The sequence below is a fragment of the Methylobacterium tarhaniae genome (assembly GCF_001043955.1).
GTDB lineage: Bacteria > Pseudomonadota > Alphaproteobacteria > Rhizobiales > Beijerinckiaceae > Methylobacterium > Methylobacterium tarhaniae.
The window spans coordinates 1-17,433 of record NZ_LABZ01000026.1; the positions used below are offsets into that span (position 1 = coordinate 1).

Genomic DNA, 17,433 nt, shown 5'->3' on the forward strand with positions numbered 1-17,433 from the left:
GGCCAAGGGGGCTTCGGAGGCCAAGGGGGCTTCGGAGGTCAAGGCGGCTTCGGGGGGCCCGGCGGGCCGGGTGGGTTCGGCCGACCGGGTGGCGAGGGGGGCGGGGGATTCGGGGGCGGAGGCCGTCGCTGAGGTGAATCGGCCGAATCGTCGGGCACCGCGACCCGGCCGTCAGGGCGCGAAAAAGCTTGGCCGTTGTGTCCGTGCCGCCACACCGCACTGCGAAACCTGGGTATCCGACGGCTCAGTTAACGGCCAAGTCGGGGGATGGAACGGCCAAGTCTCTTTCCCGCCGCATTTGAAACCGAGCAGGGTGGGCCTTCCCGTCGGTGCGGCAGCGCACCGGCTCCCTCCAGCAGGTTTTTGCATGCGCAAGCGCCTCCTCATCGCCGTCGCCGTCGCGGCGCCGCTCCCGGCCACGGCCCAGGTGAGCCCCGTTCGCGACAACATCGACGCGCTGATCGAGGCGCATGCCCGGGCCAACGGCGTTCCGGCGAGCTTCATCCACCGGGTGGTGAAGCGGGAGAGCGGCTACAATCCCCGCGCGGTCGGCCGTGGCGGAGCGATGGGCCTGATGCAGATCAAGCACGGCACCGCCCGGGCCCTCGGCTACAATGGCCCGGCCTCCGGCCTGCTCGATGCCAAGGTCAACCTGACCTATGGCGTCGCCTACCTCGCCGGCGCCTACAAGACCGCGCACGGCAACGAGGCCCAGGCCTACAGCTATTACGCCAGGGGCTACTACTACGCCGCCAAGCGGGCGGGCATCCGCACCGACGTGGCCGAGCTCGAGGCGCCGCCGGTCCGGGAGCTTCCCACCAACCCCCTCAACAAGTTCCTCGGCAGCGTCTTCGGCAGCCGCCAGGCCAGCACGACGGCCACCGCCTCCGCCGACCCGTCGGTCGTCGCCCTGTCGAGCGCCGTCGCCCAGCCCGGTGCCGCACCCCAATACACGCTGCCCCCGCCGGCGGCCCCGCAGGCTCCGGCCGCCTATCAGCCGGTCGCGGCGCAAGTGCAGGCGCCGGAGGCCGCGCCCGCCGCCGAACCGGTCGTCACCGTGCCGCTGCCGCCGGTCCGCCCGGCCTCCCTGGCGTTCCACGCCGCCCCGACCCCGCCGGCCGGTCCGGCCCTCGCCTATGCGGGCAATGCGGCCGTTGCCGGCCTGCCCTTCCCGACCTCCGGCCAGACGGTCAGCCTCGCGGCGAACCCGCCGGCCGGATCGGCTCCCGCCGCCCCGCCGGCCGCGACGACCCAGGTCGCCGCCCTGGCTCCGGCCGCCGCGCCGGCCGAGCCCGCGGTCGAGGCCGGCCCCGCGACGCCGCTGCCGCCGCGACGCCCGGTGGAGTTCCGCCACTTCGTCCTGCGCAAGCCCGCGCCTCCGGTGCCCCAGACCGCCGCGGCGACGCCCGAGCCGGCCGCCGCCGCGGTCAGCCAGTAGGCGTCGCATGATTTCAGGCTGATGGCGTCAGGCGATCCTGCCGGATCGCTTTCGCCATGCGAAAATCGGCCTCGCTCCAGCATGTGACGCCTACGGCTTGACCGCGCGGGCGGGTGATACGGCCGCCGGCCATATCAGACCAGCGCCCTCATGCATCGCCACGTCGATGCATGAGCGTTCGGCGCATCAGCGCCTGGCGCCTGCGGCGCAGACCCATTCGGGCTTAGCCAGCGCCTTCGAACAAGTCTGTTCGAGGGCGCCGCGGGATCAATCCTCCCCGACGAACAGGGCCCGCGCCTGGGCCGGCGTCGCGACGGCGATCCCGATGGCGTGTGCGAGGGCGGCAAGGCCCGCGACCTGCGCGGCGTTGTCCGGCGCCAGGCTCCCGTCAGGCCGCCAGAGATTGTTCTCGAACCCGACCCGTGCGTGCCCGCCGAGCGCCGCCGCGGCGATCAGGCAGGCCGCCTCCCTCGGCCCGAAGGCGCACAGGGCCCAGGGCAGGTCGAGGTGGTGCTCGGAATTCCAGGCGGTCAGGAACGGCAGCAGGTCCGCCGGGTCGGAGCGCTGGCCGACCGCGTAGCGGCCGAGCACGAACAGGACGCTCGCCCGTTCCAGCGGGATCAGACCCCGCGCCGCCAGTCCCTGGAAGCGGGTGACGTCGCCCGCATCGTACAGGATGTGCTGCACCAGCACCCCGGCCCGGGCCTGCTCGGCCAGGAAGGCGGCGGCGGCGCCCTCGTCCTCGGGCTCGGCGAAGAGCTCGCGCAGGGCGACCGAGAACGCCTCGGGTTTCAGCGCCCGCATCGCCGCCATCTGCTCGGCCGGGCTGTAGAGGCCCACCGCCTCGGTGGTGACCTGGCAGATCATCTCCGGCCCCGCCTCCCGGCGCACCGCCGCGAGCGCCGCCCGGTAGCGGTCGAGGTCGAGGGTGTGGCGGGCCTCCGCGTCCCGCACGTGCAGGTGGATCATCGCCGCGCCGGCCTCGCGGCAGCGGGCGGCGTCCAGGCCGATCTCCCGCGGGTCGATCGGCAGGGCGGGGTGGTCGGCCTTGGTGCGACGGGCACCGTTGGGCGCCACCGTGATGACGAGGGGGGATGCCATGCGTGTCTCGGTTTCGTCTCTCGCTTCTTGCTCTCGATTCCTGGTGGGCCATCCCGGTCGCGCGACGCCGCATCCTGCACCGCCCGCACCCCGCCGCCCAGGCGGCCATGCGTCCTCGGGCATGCGTCCTCGGGCATGTGTCCTCGTCAGATCGGACGATCCCGCCGGGAGCGCCGGTGCAGCGCGAGCACCAGGAGGGCGATGCCGAGGACCGTGACGACGCCCGACGCCGTGAGGATGCGGCGGATCAGGGGGGTGTAGATCCCGCTCTGCGGGTCGTAGCCGTAGCAGAGCAGCACCAGCCGGTCGGCAAGGCCGCCGACCCGGCCCTCGCCGGCCTCGACCAGGGCGAGGCGCAGGTCGCGGGCGGTCATCGCCAGGGGCGACAAGGCCCGGGCGACCCGGCCGTCGCCGGTCAGCACCAGGGCGCCGGCCGGATGGGCGTAGGATTCCGTGTCGCGGTCATACGCGTAGGCGTAGCCGAGGGCCCGGGTCACCGCCTCGACCGGTCCCGGCGCCCCGGTGAGCACCGCCGCGCTGGCGAGGAGGGGACCCTGGCCGAGCTGCCCGGCCACCATGGCGCGGGCGGTGCCGGCATCGGCCCGCGGATTGAGGCCGAGCGTCACCAGCCGGTAATCCGTTCCGGGCGCGAGGCCGGTGGCGGCGAGCGCCGTGCCCGCCACCGCGAGCATCGGGTCGCAGACGTTGCGGCAGGCATAGTCGAGGGGCATCAGCAGGGTAGGGCGCCCGGAGAGGGCTTCCCCGAGGCTGAGGCGCCGGCCGTCGGCGCTGTCCGTGAAGGCGGTATCGAGCGGCGCCCGCGCGCCGGGGGGCGGCGCCAGCCCGACGCCGGAGAGGTCCTTCGGCGTCAGGCCCGCCCCGGCAGGCCCGGCCAATCCGGCGAGGAGGGCCGCGAGGCCGAGGCGAGCAGGCGTTGTGCCGAGAACTCTCATGGCTTGCGTCGAATGGCTTGCGTCGGAGGCCCGGACCCCGCACCTTCGCGGGAGATAGGGCGGCCGCGCCTCACGGGCCTGGCGGACAAGAGGCCGCAGCAGCGACAGGGGCCGGGATGGACGAGATTCGCGACGCCGCGCAGCTGCGCGACCATATGGGCCCGGTCAGCCGCCTGGCCGAGGGCAAGGTGCTGACCCGGCTCGACGGGCATGCCCGCGCCTTCATCGCGCTCTCCCCGTTCCTGGTGGTCGCCACCGCCGACGAGCAGGGCTTCCCCGATGCGAGCCCGCGGGGCGACGCGCCGGGCTTCGTCCAGGTGCTCGACGATGCCACCCTGCTGGTCCCGGACCGGCGCGGCAACAACCGCGCCGACAGCTTCGGCAACCTGCTCGCCGCGCCGGGCATCGGCCTGATCTTCCTCGTGCCCGGCCTCACCGAGACCCTGCGGGTGAACGGCACCGCCCGCATCACCACGGATTCCGCCCTGCTGGCGCCGCTCGCGGCCCAGGGCAAGGTGCCGGCCACCGGGCTCGTCGTCACGGTGCGCGAGGCGTTCTTCCATTGCGGCAAGGCGGTGATGCGCGCGCGGCTGTGGGACCCTGCCGCCCAGGTGCCGCGCGAGAGCTTCCCGAGCCTCGGCCGCGTGCTCGCCGAGCAGACCGGGGCGATCGGCGTCGCCGAGGCCGAGCGGCTGATGGAGGAATCCTACCGGACCCGTCTCTATTGAGGCCTCTCGCGCCGACCGTGTCCGCTCGCCCCCATCCGCGAGCCGTGCGCGCGACGGAACCGGCGCCGCCGTGATAGTGTATCATACGGCGGCGCCCGTGCGGGTGCGTCCGCCGAGGTGAGGGACGATCGATGACAGGACAGGGGAGGCCCGGTCCCGTTCGGGTTCTCGTGGTCGAGGACGAGTACTTCATCGCTGACGACATCTCCCGGGCCCTGACCCGGCACGGCGTCGAGGTGGTCGGCCCGGTGCCGACGGTGCAGGAGGCCCGGGCGCTCCTGGCGTCGCAGACGCTCGATCTCGCGGTTCTGGACATCAACCTGCGCGGCGAGCTCGTCTACCCGCTGGTCGCCGAGCTGACCCGGCGCGGCGTGCCCATGGTCTTCGCCACCGGTTACGACAACGCGGCGATCCCGCCCGAGCACGGATCGATCCCCGCCTGGTCCAAGCCCTTCGACTACAACGTGCTGGCCGGCATGCTGCCCGTGCGGCGCCGCGCCTGAGACCGGACGTCCGTCGTCCCGGCGGCCGGCCACCGGTCGCGGCGGTGAAGCCGTGTCCCATCCGCGCGGGCGACGCCGACGGCTCCCGTCGCGGAGCGATCGGCCGGCGGTCGCCTGACGCCGTGTTTTGACGCACCGCAGCGGAACCGTCACGCTGCCACCCTGTTCTGCATCGGAGCGATCTCTGCCCCAGCGGCAGCACAGGAGACGGACTGAATGGCAGCAGAGAAGGAAACGAAGGCCTTTCCGGCCGCCGCGAGCACGCGGGTCCCGTTCGCGCTGGCCCTGTCGGCGCTGGCCGGATGCGCGGACTCGATCGGGTTCCTCGAATTCGCGCAGCTGTTCATGTCGTTCATGAGCGGCAACACCACCCGTCTCGGTGTCGCCGTGAGCCTGAGCGATTGGGGCAACGTCACCCGGGTCGGCAGCACCATCGCGCTGTTCTGCTTCGGGGCCTTCCTCGGCACGCTGCTCGCTGCGGCCGTCGGCTACTGGCGGCTCGCGGTGCTGCTCGGCCTCCAGGCGTTCCTGCTCTGCGTCGGCCTCGCCTTGCCGCGCGGGCCCGAGGAATTCCCGTTCCACGCCTACCCGATCGTGCTGGCGCTCGGCATGCAGAACGCCGTCCTCCAGGACGAGGAGGGGCGCAGCCTGGCGCTCACCTACGTCACCGGCGCGGTGGTGCGCTTCGGCACCGGTCTCGCCAACCTGCTGCTCGGCCATCCCGCGCCGTCCTTCTGGATCCAGGCCCCGCTCTGGGCCGCCCTCACCCTCGGGGCGATCGTCGGCGGCCTCCTGCACAGCCGCTTCGGCGAGAGCGCCTTCCTGGTCCCCGCCGTTCTGGCCGCATTGCTCGCGGTGATCGCCCTGGCGATGACGCTGGTCCACGGCGACGGGCCGCTCGTCTCCGGCACCAAGTCGCCGACGCCGGACGCCGCGGCGACGGCGCCGCCGGTGGTGTGACACCCGCCGGAGCGGCGCACGCCGCCCCGGCAAAGATTACGCACAGTTCATCGGGCGGAGACGACGGCGTAAGCCGGCGAGGTCCATAACGGCAGCGTCGCCGGACGCGGCGGCGCCCTCCTCCCCCCAGGGCGCTGCCGCGCTCCAAGGCCCCGAGGGCCGAGGCGCCGGGTCGTCATCGTCGCCCCCCAGACGACCCGGTGCACCGTGCCACGGCAGGCCGAGCCTCCGGCTCGGCCTGCCGACCCCCGGCGGCGATGCCCGGCGTGCCGCGCCTCCTCCAAAGAGGATCCTCCAAGAAGATCCTCCAAGAGGATCCTCTTTGGATGACCCCCGGAGAGCGGCGAGCCGGGCGGGGCCTGCCGGGTCCAGGGCGCCAGGATCCCGGCGAGGGAACCCTCCCGCGCGCCGGGGATCTGCCCTAGAATGTCCGATATGCGCCTCCTGATCATCGAGGACGACCGTGAGGCGTCCGCCTACCTCTCGAAAGCCTTCCGCGAGGCCGGCCACGTCGCCGACACCGCCGATGACGGGCTCGACGGCTACGCCCTGGCGCGCGAGGGAACCTACGACGTCCTGGTCGTCGACCGCATGCTGCCGAAGCTCGACGGGCTGTCGCTGATCCGGTCCTTGCGCGAGCAGGGCGTCGAGACGCCGGTGCTGATCCTCTCGGCCCTCGGCCAGGTCGACGACCGGGTGAAGGGGCTGAAGGCCGGCGGCGACGACTACCTGCCCAAGCCCTACGCCTTCTCCGAGCTGATGGCCCGCATCGAGGTGCTGGCCCGCCGCCGCGGCGGCGGTTCCGGCGCGGAGGCGACGAGCTACCGCGTCGGCGACCTCGAGCTCGACCGGCTGTCGCACCGGGTCGCGCGGGCCGGCCAGGAGATCCCGCTCCAGCCGCGGGAATTCCGCCTGCTCGAATACCTGATGCGCCATGCCGGCCAGGTCGTCACCCGCACGATGCTGCTCGAGCACGTCTGGGACTACCATTTCGACCCGCAGACCAACGTCATCGACGTCCACGTCTCCCGCCTGCGCGCCAAGGTCGACAAGGGCTTCGAGCGCCCGATGATCCACACGGTGCGGGGTGCCGGCTACATGGTCCGCGCCGGCGGCGAGGCGTGAGCGCGGCCGGAACGGGAGCGACCGACGGGGTGCTGGCGCGCCTCGGGGCGCTCTTCCGCACCACCGCCTTCAAGCTCTCGCTGGCCTATCTCCTGGTCTTCGCCGCCTTCGCGTTCTTCGCGCTGGGCTACGTCGCCTGGAATGCCCGGCGCGTCCTCGACGACCAGATCGTCTCGACCATCGAGGCCGAGATCAACGGCCTGTCCGACCAATACGCCTCGGGGGGCATCCGCCGCCTCGTCAGCGTGGTGGAGCGCCGCTCGCGCGAGCCCGGCGCCTCGCTCTACCTCGTCACGACCCCGGCCGGCGAGCACGTGGCCGGCAATGTCGAGGCCCTGCCTCCGGGAACGCTCGCCGAGCCGGGCCAGACCGAGACGCCCTATGCCCGCAACACCGACGGCGACCGGCTCGACCACCGGGCGATCGTGCGCATCTTCACCCTGCCGGGAGGCTTCCGCCTGCTCGTCGGCCGCGACGTCGAGGAGCGCGACCGCCTGCGGGCGGTGATCGGGCGCGCCTTCGCCTGGTCGCTGATGCTAGTGGTGGGCTTAGGCTTCCTCGGCAGCTGGTTCATCGCCCAACGCGTGCTCAAGCGCGTCGACCACATGACCGAGATCACCCGCGGCATCATGGCGGGCGACCTCGACGGGCGCCTCACGCTCGCCGGCACCGGCGACGAGCTCGACCGGCTGGCGAGCAACCTCAACGCGATGCTCGACCGCATCGGCGAGTTGATGCGCGGCATGCGCGAGGTCTCGGACAACATCGCCCACGACCTCAAGACCCCGCTCACCCGCCTGCGCAACAAGGCCGATGCCGCGCTCCGCGAGGGGCGCGACCCGGACGCCCTGCGGGCGGCTTTGGAAGCCAATATCGAGGAGAGCGACAACCTGATCCGGGTGTTCAACGCCCTGCTGATGATCGCGCGCCTCGAGGCCGGCAATGCCCGCGAGGGGCTGGCGGAATTCGACGCCGGGGCGGTCGCCCTCGAGGTCGCGGAGCTGTACGAAGCAGTGGCGGAGGAGCGCGGCGTTGCCCTGAAGACCGAGGTCGAGGACGGCCTGGTGCTGCACGGCAGCCGCGAACTGATCGGACAGGCGATGGCGAACCTGATCGACAACGCCCTGAAATACGGGCAGAAAACCGACCTGTCGGCCGAGGCGCCGGTGGTCTGCGTCGCGGCGGGGCGGGAGAACGGCGACGTCGTCCTGTCGGTCGCCGACCGGGGCGACGGCATCCCCGAGGCCGAACGCGGCCGGGTGCTGGAGCGCTTCGTGCGGCTCGAGACCGCCCGCACCCGGCCGGGCTTCGGCCTCGGCCTCAGCCTCGTCAACGCCGTCGCCCGCCTGCACCAGGGCAGCTTCGCCCTGGAGGACAACGCGCCGGGCCTGCGCGCCTCCCTGCGGCTGCCGGCCCTGCGCGACCAGGCCCCGCGGGAGGTCGCGGCGTGAGCGGGCCGCTTCGCGCGCGCCTGACCCGGGCGCCCCGCCTCGCCGAGCCGGAACGGGCCCGCGCCCGTCTCGACGAGCTCCTCGCCGAGGCGCCGGACCTCGCGCCCCTTCTCGGCGTCGACGGCCCGGCCCGCGACCTCCTCCTCGGCCTCGCCGACCATTCGCCGTTCCTGTGGGGTCTCGCCGCCCGCGACCCGGCCCGGCTGGCCGGCCTGCTGGAGTGCCCGCCCGAGGACGCGAACGCCGCGATCCTGGCCGACCAGCGCGGGGCCGGACTCGCCGGGGGCGACGTCGCCAGGACGCTCCGCCGCAACCGGGCCGCCCACGCGCTGCTGGTGGCGCTGACCGATATCGGCGGCGTCTGGTCGCTGGAGCAGGTGACGGCGGCGCTCTCCGATTTCGCCGATTCCTCGGTGAGCGCCGCCGTCGACGCGGCCCTCGTCCAGGCCGCCGGCACCGGCCGGTTCCGTCCGCCGGACCCGGCCCGGCCGCAGGAGGGATCGGGCCTGATCGTGCTCGGCATGGGCAAGCTCGGGGCCGGCGAGCTGAACTATTCGAGCGACGTCGACCTGATCGTGCTGTTCGATCCCGAGGCCGCTCCCCTGCGCGAGGGGGTCGAGGCGACGCCGTTCTTCAGCCGGATCGCGCAAACTGTGGCCAAGCTGCTGCAGGAGCGCACCGCCGACGGCTACGTCCACCGGGTGGATTACCGCCTGCGGCCCGATCCCGGCTCGACGCCGACCGCCCTGTCGCTCCCCTCCGCCTATACCTACTACGAGACGGTGGGGCAGAACTGGGAGCGTGCCGCCTTCATCAAGGCCCGGCCCGTCGCCGGCGATCGCGAGCGGGCCGACGGCTTCCTCGCCGAATTGCGGCCCTTCATCTGGCGCAAGTACTTCGACTTCGCCTCCATCGCCGACGTTCACGCGATGAAGCGGCAGATCCACGCCGTGCGCGGCCACGGCGCCATCGCGGTGGCCGGCCACGACATCAAGCTCGGCCGCGGCGGCATCCGCGAGGTCGAGTTCTTCGTCCAGACGCAGCAGCTCGTCTTCGGCGGCCGGCGCCCGTCGCTGCGCGGCCGGCGCACCCTGGAGATGCTGGCAGCCCTCCACGACGAGGGCTGGATCACCGCGGAGGCGCGCGACGAGCTCTCCGACGCCTACCGCTTCCTGCGGACCGTCGAGCACCGGCTGCAGATGGTGGCCGACGAGCAGACCCAGCGCCTGCCGGACGAGGCCCCGAAGCTCGCCCGCTTCGCCCGCTTCCTCGGCTTTTCCGACGAGGCCGCCTTCGGGCAGGCGCTGACCGCCGAGGCGCGCCGGGTGCAGGGCCATTACGCCCTCCTGTTCGAGGCCGAGCCGGACCTCGCGGCGGAGGTCGGCGACCTCGTCTTCACCGGCGTCGAGGACGACCCCGAGACCCTGGCGACCCTGCGCCGCCTCGGCTTCCGGAACCCCGAGCGGGCGACCGAGACGGTGCGGGGCTGGCATTTCGGCCGCCGACCGGCGGTGACGAGCCCGCGGGCGCGCGAGGTGCTGACCGAGCTGGTCCCGGCCCTGATCCAGGCCCTGTCCGGTACCGCCGACCCGGACGGGGCGCTCGCCGCCCTCGACCGCGCCTTCGGGCGGATGCCGGCCGCGGTCGAGCTTCTCACCATCCTGCGCTCGCACGAGCGGCTGCGGCTGCTCTTCGCCGACCTCCTCGGCACGGTGCCGCGGCTGGCCGACACGGTGGCCTTCAGCCCCCACGTCCTCGACGCGGTGATCGACCCCGCCTTCGTGGCGCCGGTGACCGAGGCGGATGCGCTCGCCGAGCAGTTCCGCACCGGCCTGGGCCGGCCCCGCGACCTCGAGGATTTCCTCGACCGCAGCCGCGACGCCGCCCGGCAGCTGCGCTTCGTCACCGGGGCGCGGCTCCTGTCCGGCATCCTGCCGCCCTCCGGTGCCGGCCGCGCCTATGCGGGCATCGCCGAGGCGGCCGTCGCCATGGCGCTCCAGGCGGTGGAGGCGGCCTTCGCGGAGGAGCACGGGCGGGTGCCGGGGGGCCGGTTCGCGGTGCTCGGCCTCGGGCGTCTCGGCTCGCGCCAGCTCACCGCCGATTCCGACCTCGACCTCGTCGTCCTGTACGATTTCGACCAGGGGCGGCGCGAGAGCGACGGCAAGCGCTCCCTCGACGCGGCGGTGTACTACAACCGCCTGACCCAGCGCCTCGTTGCGGCCCTCACCGTGCCGACCCGGCGCGGCCGGCTCTACGAGGTGGATTTGCGCCTGCGCCCGAGCGGCGGCCAGGGCCCGATCGCCAACCAGTGGCAGCGTTTCGCGGCCTATTGGCGCGAGGAGGCGGCCCTGTGGGAGCACATGGCGCTGACCCGGGCGCGGGCCATCGCGGGCGACGCGAGCCTGATCCGCGAGGCCGACGAGGTCGCCGCCTCGGTCCTGCGCCAGCCCCGCGACGCCGGCTTCGTCGCCGGGGAGGTGCGGGCGATGCGCGCCCTCGTCGCGCGCGAGAAGGGCGATCACGGCCCCCTCGACCTGAAGCTTGCCCCGGGCGGGCTCCTCGACCTCGATTTCCTGAGCCAGGCCCTGGTCCTGTCCCATGCGAGCGCGCATCCCGACCTCGTCGGCCTCGACGCGCCGGGGGTGCTGGAGCGCGCCGGTGCCCACGGCCTCGTCGAGGCGGGGCTCGCCGGCCGCCTCGTCACCGCCTACCGGCTCCTCGACGACGTGCATCACTGGCAGCGCCTGATGGTCGAGGGCGATTTCGGCCGTACCGCCCCGCCGGCGGCCCGCGCCCGCCTCGCCACGGCCCTCGGCCAGCCCGACGAGGCGGCCTTGATCGCGCAGCTCGCCGAGACCCGGACCGGGGTGCGGGAGGCGTTCGCGGCGATCCTGGGATGATTGTTCTGGCGCGGTTTCCCCTCTCCCGCGTGGGAGAGGGGACAGGGGTGAGGGTGGCGCGGGTTCCAGATAAGCCACCGAGCATCTCGGCGCCGAGATGCAGCGATTCCTGGCGACCGTGCGGGCGGCCTGAGGGCCGCGTCGTCCGGCTCGTCGGTTGCGCCCCGGTCCCGCCTCGCCGGGCGCGTGATTCGAGCGCAAGAAGCGGGATGAAGTGCCACCCCCCGGAGCCTTAAGGCTCGGTCCAGGAGGTGACCGCATGACCGCGTTCCGATGCATTCCCATCGCCACCGAGACGGCCGAGCGCTTCCGGGCGACCGGCATGGACGACCGCGGCAACCCGATCCGGCGGGTGGTCGCGACACCGGGAGGCGGCTTCCCGTGCCGGCACTGCCTGCGCCTGGCCGAGCCGGGCGAGGCGATGCTGCTCGGCTCCTACGACCTGCCGAAGCCGCTGGGGATCTACTGGACGCCGAGCCCGATCTTCCTGCACGAGGCGCGATGCCCCCGCGCCGAGGCCCTCGATGCGGTCGCGCCGATCGTGCGGGCGAACCCGCTCGTCTCGGTTCGCGCCTACGATGACCTGCACCAGTGCCTCTACGACCTCGGCCATGCCTGCGCCGGCGCGGAGGTCGACGCGCCCCTCGCGCGTGCGCTCGACGATCCCCGCACGGCCTTCGTGAACATCCACACGGCGCGGCCGGGCTGCCTGCTGGTCCGGGTCGAGCGGAAGCTGGTCGCGGATGAGGCCTGCGGACAATAGTACCGCGGCGCCGTCGAACAGACTCGTTCGAAGGCGCAGGCTCAGTCCGGAGGGGTCTGCGCCGCAGGCGCCAGGGGCTGATGCTCCGAATGCTGATGCATCGATCTGTCGTTGCATCAGCGCGCGGGCAGAAGACTTGCCGAGATCCGCGCGGGTGGCCCCGGCGCGGTTCTGACCGGAGCGGGTGCCGGTTACGCCTCGATCTCCGCCGCCGCGTCCCGGGCCTCGGCCGCGTCGTTGAGGCCGGGCCGCGGCAGGCGCACCAGCACGATCGTGCCGGTGCCTTCCTCGGAGCGGATGCGCAGACCCCCGCCGTGGAGCTCGGCGAGCGAGCGGGCGATGGCGAGGCCGAGGCCGGAGCCCTTGTAGCTGCGGGCGAAGTTGGTCTCGACCTGCTCGAACGGATAGCCGAGCTTCGGCAGGGCCGCCTTCGGGATGCCGATACCGCTATCCTCGACGAAGATGTGGACCGAATCGAGGGCGCGGCGCGTGCGCACCGCCACCCGGCCGGCCTCGGGAGTGAACTTCACGGCATTCTGGAGGAGGTTCACCAGGATCTGGTGCAGGGCGCGCTCGTCGGCCATCACCAGGGTGCCGGCGCTCATCTCGACGCTGACGGTGAGTCCCTTGGCCCGGGCCGGCTCGGCGATCAGCTTGAGGGCGCGCTCCAGCGCCTCGCTCACCGCCACCGGCTGCTTGGCGAGCTTCACCCGGCGGGCGTCGATCCGCGACATGTCGAGGATGTCGTCGATCACCGACAGCAGGTAGTGGCCGCTGGAGCGGATGTCGCGGCAATACTCGCGGTACTTCTCGGAGCCGAGCGACCCGAACACCTCGCTCTCCATCACCTCGGCGAAGCCCAGGATGGCGTTGAGGGGGGTGCGCAGCTCGTGGCTCATATTGGCCAGGAACTCGGACTTGGAGCGGTTGGCGCTCTCGGCCTGGGCCTTCTGGTCGAGGTAGCGCTCGGCCAGGTCGGCGAGCTGCTGGGTCTGGATCTCGAGGGTCCGGCGGGAGCGCTTGAGGTCCGCGATGGTGGCGATGAGCTGGCGTTCCGATTCCACGAGCCGCTCCTGGTGCCGTTTCAGGGCCGTGATGTCGGTGCCGACCGAGACGTAGCCGCCGTCCTTGGTGCGGCGCTCGCTGATCTGCAGCCAGCGCCCATCGGCGAGCTCGGCCTCGAAGGTGCGGGCTCCCGCTTCCGGGAACTCGCCGGCGGGGATCTCGCGCCGCACGGTCGGCAGGGCGGCGCGCCCCATGATGGCGTCGTAGCGGCGGCCGGGCTGGGCCTCGTCGGAGGTCAGGGCGTGCAGGCGTCGGAACTTCGAGTTGCACAGGACCAGGCGGTTCTGGGCGTCCCAGAGCACGAAGGCCTCGGACACCGCCTCGACGGCGTCGCGCAGGCGCATGTCGGCGGTGGCGGTGGATTCGGCGAGGCGGCGCTGCTCCGAGATGTCGATGACGATGCCGACGAGGTGCCGGCCGTTATCCTCCAGGTCCTGCACGATCTCCGCCCGGGCCTTGAGCCAGACCCACTCGCCCCCGGCGGCGCGGATGCGGAACTCGTGGTCGACGGTGGTGTCGCGGGCGGCGAGCTGGCGGGCGAGGCCGTAGAGATCGGTGTCGTCCGGGTGGACGAGGGCGTTGACGTCGCCGAAGGAGAGGAATTCCTGCTCCCGCACGTAGCCGAGGAGCTGGTACATCGAATCCGACCAGTAGATCCGGCCGCGCGGGATGTCCCAGTCCCACAGGCCGCAGCGGCCGCGGCCGAGGGCCGTGTCGAGGCGCTGGCGCACCTGCTCGCAGACCCGGTCGACGGCCCGCGCCCGGTCGGCCTGGAGCGCGTAGGCGAGGCCGGTGCAGACCACCACCAGCGTCACGGCGCCGACCAGCACCGCGGCGATGCGCGCCCGCCCGGCCCAGATTGCCGTCACCGAGTCGAGGGTCTGCACCACCGCGACCTGCGCGATGCCGACACCGCCCGGCACCGCCCGCACCGTCGCCAGCGCCCGCTCGCCGCTGCCGAGCACCACCGGGAGCACGCCGGCGCGCTCGCCCATGATGCCGAGCACATGCACCTCGCCGACGAGTTCGGTGAAGCTGCGCGGCAGGCCGGGCTGCTCGGGCAGGGCGGCCAGGATCGCGTCGTCAGCGCCGACCAGGAGGATGCTGCGGCCGGCCGGCAGGCCGCCGGGCGGCAGCAGGCGCACCAGGCGCTCGCGCAGGGCGGCCGGGGCCATCACCTCCGGCGCCGCCGCGCCGGCGGAGCGGGCGAGGGAGGTCGGCAGCGTTCCGGCCATCAGCCGGGCCACCAGGTCGATGTCGCGCCGCGCGTCGCCGACCACCTCCTCGCGATGGCCGGAGAGCTGCAGGGCCGTGACGATCCCGAGGCAGAGAAGAAACGCACCCAGCATCGCCGGGACGGCGAACCGGAGCCAGGATTCCGCATGGGCAAGGCGCTGGTGCGCGGCTTTCGAAACCCGGCTGATCCCGAGAATCGTCGCGGCACGCGCAGAGAAGGGGGCGGGATCCGCCTCCAGCATACCCAAACCCCCAACGGAACAGAAAGACAGATGCCGCGGAGGTTCCCGGCAGGCCCCCGAATCGAGCCTCAATCTGGCATTTCCACAAGCATTTTGTCCAGCGCTTCGCGTCTCGGAAATGAAGTGTTAACCAGTGATCGAAACGCCGGACAAATTCGCGGAATGCGCGATTCTGCTAGTTCGTACAGAGGTTTGTGCATTATCTCACCGGCGCGAGCGATCGCCCGGCGATGTCGCTGACGTCGGGGGAGAGGCCCGGGGTTTCGGCCACCCGCCGCAGGGCGGATTCGGCCTGCCGGCGGCGTCCGTCCTCGACCATACGCCAAGTATTGAAAGCAGTTAGCAGCCGCGCCGCGACTTGGGGATTTTTTCCGTCGAGGGCCAGCACCACCTCCGCCGTCAGGTCGTAGCCGGCCCCGTCCGGGCGGTGGAACTGGGTCGGATTGTTGAGGCTGAAGCTCGCGATCAGGGAGCGGACCCGATTCGGGTTGCCAAGGGAGAAGGCGGGGTGGCGCATCAGCCCGCGGACCCGATCGAGGGTGCCGGGCTCCGGGATCATCGCCTGCAGGGCGAACCACTTGTCGAGCACCAGGGGCTCGTGCCGGGAGGCCTCGCCGAAGCGGGTCAGCGCCGCCTCCCGGGCCTCGCCCGGCACCAGGCTCACGGTGGCGAGCGCGGCGAGGCGGTCTGTCATGGTCACGGCGGAATCGAGCTGGGCGACGGCCAAGGCCGTGCCGGTCTCCGGATCGGCCGCGGTCACGAGGTCGAGGGCGGCGTTGCGCAGGGCCCGCCGGCCGGCGCTGGCGGCGTCGGGGCTGAAGGGCGCGCCGGGCGCCTCGGCCAGCGCGTCGCGCAACGCGAGCAGCCGGGGCCCGAGGTCGCGGCCGAGCTGGACCCGCAGCGTCTGCCGCGCGCGCCAGATCGCGTCGGGATCGACCTCGGCGCCGATCGCCTGGGCGATCTCCTGCTCGCCCGGCAGCGTCAGGACCAGGGCCGCGAAGGCGGGATCGGCCAGGGCCTCGCCGTCGAGGAAGGTCGCGAGGGCACGGGTCAGCGCCTCGCCCTCCGGCCCGGCCCCGGGGCCGAGCGGCGCGCCGGCCCTCGCGCGGCCGACCAGCACCTCCATGGCGAGGCTCTGGGCCGCCTGCCAGCGGTTGAAGGCGTCGCCGTCATGGGCGAGCAGGGTCAGGCGCTCGTCCCGCGTGAGCGCGTGCTCGACCTTCACCGGGGCCGAGAAGCCGCGAAACAGCGAGGGCACCGGCGGCGCCGTCACGCCGGTGAAGACGAGGGTGTCCTCCGCCGTCTCGAGCACGAACACCCCGTCCCGCACCCGCTCGCTCACCGCCTCGACGGGGCCGCCGCCCGGGGCGACGAGTCCGAGGACGACCGGGATCACCAGGGGACGCGGCGCGGCCCCGGCGGCGGCCTCGGTGGCGATCACCGGCAGGCTCTGGCGGAAGGTCAGGGTGTAGGTCCGCGCGGCGGCGTCGTGGCGGCCCGACACCGCGACGGTCGGCGTGCCGGCCTGCTCGTACCAGCGGGAAAAGGCGGTGAGATCGCGCCCGCTCTCAGCCGCGAAGGCGGCGAGGAAATCCTCCACCGTGGCGGCCGTGCCGTCGCAGATGGCGAAGTAGCGGTCCATGCCGCGCCGGAAGGTCTCGGGGCCCAGGAGGGTGCGCAGCATCCGGACGATCTCGGCGCCCTTCTCGTAGACCGTCGCGGTGTAGAAGTTGTTGATCTCGCGATAGGCCTGCGGCCGCACCGGATGGGCGAGCGGGCCGGCATCCTCCGGGAACTGGCGGGCGCGTAGGGTGCGCACCTCGGCGATGCGGTGGACCGGGCGCGAGCGCTCGTCGGAGGAGAATTCCTGATCGCGGAAGACCGTCAGGCCCTCCTTGAGGCAGAGCTGGAACCAGTCGCGGCAGGTCACCCGGTTGCCGGACCAGTTGTGAAAGTATTCATGGGCGATGATCGCCTCGATGTTGGCGTAGTCCGCGTCGGTCGCGGTGTCGGGACTGGCCAGCACGTACTTGTCGTTGAAGATGTTGAGGCCCTTGTTCTCCATCGCGCCCATGTTGAAGTCGGAGACCGCGACGACGTTGAAGACGTCGAGGTCGTAGGCGCGGCCGAAGGTGCGCTCGTCCCACGCCATCGAGCGGGCCACCGCGTCGAGGGCGAAGTCGGCGCGGCCCTCCTTGCCGGGCTCGACATAGACGGCGACCTCGACGCTCCGCCCCTCCATAGTGGTGAAGCGGGAGCCGACCCGGCCGAGGCGGCCGCCGACGAGGGCGAACAGGTAGGCGGGCTTCGGATGGGGGTCGTGCCAGACCGCGTAGTGGCGGGTCAGGCCCAGCTCGCCCGCCGCCACCGGGTTGCCGTTGCCGAGCAGCACCGGCGCCTCGTGCCGCTCGGCCTCGATCCGCGTGGTGTAGACCGCCATCACGTCCGGCCGGTCGAGGAAGTAGGTGATGCGCCGGAAGCCGTCGGCCTCGCACTGGGTGCAGTAGACGCCGTTCGAGCGATAGAGCCCCATCAGCTTGGTGTTGGCACTCGGGTTCACCTGCGTCTCGATCTCGAGCACGAAGGGGCGCTGGGGAGGCTGGTGCAGGGTCAGCGCCCGGGGCGTGACCGCGATCGCGCCCGGCCCGGTCGGCTGCCCGTCGAGGGCGATCGCCAGCAGGGTCAGCTCGTCGCCGTCGAGGACGAGGGGCGCCCCGGGCTCACCGGCCGGGTTCGGCCGCAGGGCCAGCGTCGCGGTGACCCGGGTCTCGGTCGGATGCAGCCGCACGTCGAGGTCGACGCGGTCGATCAGGTAATCGCTCGGGCGGTAATCGGCGAGGCGAACGATCGTCTGCATGGGGTCCCTCGGCGGTCTCGCGGGGCGGGGGCGGGATTGAGCCTTTGCACGGCCGCCGGCCGCAGCGCAACGCGGGATCGGGCCCTCCCCGCCGGTCGCGCGGCGCCCTAG

General features: G+C 72.9%; 12 protein-coding genes. 8 read left to right on the forward strand and 4 right to left on the reverse strand.

The window, feature by feature from the left end; genetic code table 11:
* Nucleotides 1-367: 367 nt before the first annotated feature.
* Nucleotides 368-1,438 (forward strand): lytic transglycosylase domain-containing protein, encoded by a 1,071-nt coding sequence (locus tag VQ03_RS30875; protein WP_053078412.1) that lies wholly within the window; start codon nt 368-370, stop codon nt 1,436-1,438.
* A 267-nt stretch (nt 1,439-1,705) separates the two neighbouring features.
* Here the strand turns inward: VQ03_RS30875 and VQ03_RS04800 are convergent, their stop codons facing one another.
* Together VQ03_RS04800 and VQ03_RS04805 are read right to left on the reverse strand one after the other, a co-directional pair.
* Entirely contained in the window at nt 1,706-2,539 is an 834-nt protein-coding gene (locus VQ03_RS04800; protein WP_048449730.1) for a beta-keto acid cleavage family enzyme, read from the reverse strand.
* A gap of 146 nt (nt 2,540-2,685) precedes the next feature.
* Nucleotides 2,686-3,492: a thioredoxin domain-containing protein gene (locus VQ03_RS04805; RefSeq protein WP_048449731.1), complete on the reverse strand. Its 807-nt coding sequence runs from the start codon at nt 3,490-3,492 to the stop codon at nt 2,686-2,688.
* Between the two features lie 116 nt (nt 3,493-3,608).
* On the opposite strand from VQ03_RS04805, the gene VQ03_RS04810 reads away from it, so the two are divergent.
* From VQ03_RS04810 to VQ03_RS04840, 7 genes are all read left to right on the forward strand, one after another.
* Nucleotides 3,609-4,220: a pyridoxamine 5'-phosphate oxidase family protein gene (locus tag VQ03_RS04810; protein WP_048449732.1), complete on the forward strand. Its 612-nt coding sequence runs from the start codon at nt 3,609-3,611 to the stop codon at nt 4,218-4,220.
* A 131-nt stretch (nt 4,221-4,351) separates the two neighbouring features.
* The gene (locus tag VQ03_RS04815) at nt 4,352-4,723 is read left to right on the forward strand and encodes a response regulator (RefSeq protein WP_048449733.1); all 372 of its coding nucleotides are present in this window, start codon (nt 4,352-4,354) and stop codon (nt 4,721-4,723) included.
* Between the two features lie 216 nt (nt 4,724-4,939).
* Nucleotides 4,940-5,683 (forward strand): YoaK family protein, encoded by a 744-nt coding sequence (locus tag VQ03_RS04820; protein ID WP_048449734.1) that lies wholly within the window; start codon nt 4,940-4,942, stop codon nt 5,681-5,683.
* 435 nt (nt 5,684-6,118) lie between these two features.
* Nucleotides 6,119-6,808: a response regulator transcription factor gene (locus tag VQ03_RS04825; protein WP_048449776.1), complete on the forward strand. Its 690-nt coding sequence runs from the start codon at nt 6,119-6,121 to the stop codon at nt 6,806-6,808.
* On the forward strand, nt 6,805-8,259 hold the full coding sequence (locus VQ03_RS04830; RefSeq protein ID WP_048449735.1) for a sensor histidine kinase: 1,455 nt from the start codon (nt 6,805-6,807) through the stop codon (nt 8,257-8,259). Before VQ03_RS04825 ends, VQ03_RS04830 begins: the two co-directional genes overlap by 4 nt.
* On the forward strand, nt 8,256-11,159 hold the full coding sequence (locus VQ03_RS04835; protein WP_048449736.1) for a bifunctional [glutamine synthetase] adenylyltransferase/[glutamine synthetase]-adenylyl-L-tyrosine phosphorylase: 2,904 nt from the start codon (nt 8,256-8,258) through the stop codon (nt 11,157-11,159). The genes VQ03_RS04830 and VQ03_RS04835 overlap by 4 nt, the downstream gene beginning before the upstream one ends.
* Before the next feature lie 259 nt (nt 11,160-11,418).
* Nucleotides 11,419-11,922 carry a DUF1203 domain-containing protein gene (locus VQ03_RS04840; protein WP_048449737.1) on the forward strand — a complete coding sequence of 168 codons (504 nt, stop codon included), beginning with the start codon at nt 11,419-11,421 and terminating at the stop codon, nt 11,920-11,922.
* A gap of 191 nt (nt 11,923-12,113) precedes the next feature.
* Here VQ03_RS04840 and VQ03_RS04845 read toward each other — a convergent pair whose 3' ends face one another.
* Both VQ03_RS04845 and pepN read right to left on the reverse strand, forming a co-directional pair.
* Nucleotides 12,114-14,465, reverse strand: a complete 2,352-nt coding sequence (locus VQ03_RS04845; RefSeq protein WP_048449738.1) for a PAS domain-containing sensor histidine kinase — start codon at nt 14,463-14,465, stop codon at nt 12,114-12,116.
* 199 nt (nt 14,466-14,664) lie between these two features.
* Nucleotides 14,665-17,322 carry an aminopeptidase N gene (gene pepN / locus VQ03_RS04850; RefSeq protein ID WP_048449739.1) on the reverse strand — a complete coding sequence of 886 codons (2,658 nt, stop codon included), beginning with the start codon at nt 17,320-17,322 and terminating at the stop codon, nt 14,665-14,667.
* Nucleotides 17,323-17,433 lie beyond the last annotated feature (111 nt).

Bases quoted from the DNA above. Each gene is read 5' to 3' on its own strand.
- VQ03_RS30875 (WP_053078412.1), top strand. From the start codon at position 368: ATGCGCAAGCGCCTCCTCATCGCCGTCGCCGTCGCGGCGCCGCTCCCG.
- VQ03_RS04800 (WP_048449730.1), bottom strand. From the start codon at position 2,539: ATGGCATCCCCCCTCGTCATCACGGTGGCGCCCAACGGTGCCCGTCGC.
- VQ03_RS04805 (WP_048449731.1), bottom strand. From the start codon at position 3,492: ATGAGAGTTCTCGGCACAACGCCTGCTCGCCTCGGCCTCGCGGCCCTC.
- VQ03_RS04810 (WP_048449732.1), top strand. From the start codon at position 3,609: ATGGACGAGATTCGCGACGCCGCGCAGCTGCGCGACCATATGGGCCCG.
- VQ03_RS04815 (WP_048449733.1), top strand. From the start codon at position 4,352: ATGACAGGACAGGGGAGGCCCGGTCCCGTTCGGGTTCTCGTGGTCGAG.
- VQ03_RS04820 (WP_048449734.1), top strand. From the start codon at position 4,940: ATGGCAGCAGAGAAGGAAACGAAGGCCTTTCCGGCCGCCGCGAGCACG.
- VQ03_RS04825 (WP_048449776.1), top strand. From the start codon at position 6,119: ATGCGCCTCCTGATCATCGAGGACGACCGTGAGGCGTCCGCCTACCTC.
- VQ03_RS04840 (WP_048449737.1), top strand. From the start codon at position 11,419: ATGACCGCGTTCCGATGCATTCCCATCGCCACCGAGACGGCCGAGCGC.
- VQ03_RS04845 (WP_048449738.1), bottom strand. From the start codon at position 14,465: ATGCTGGAGGCGGATCCCGCCCCCTTCTCTGCGCGTGCCGCGACGATT.
- pepN (WP_048449739.1), bottom strand. From the start codon at position 17,322: ATGCAGACGATCGTTCGCCTCGCCGATTACCGCCCGAGCGATTACCTG.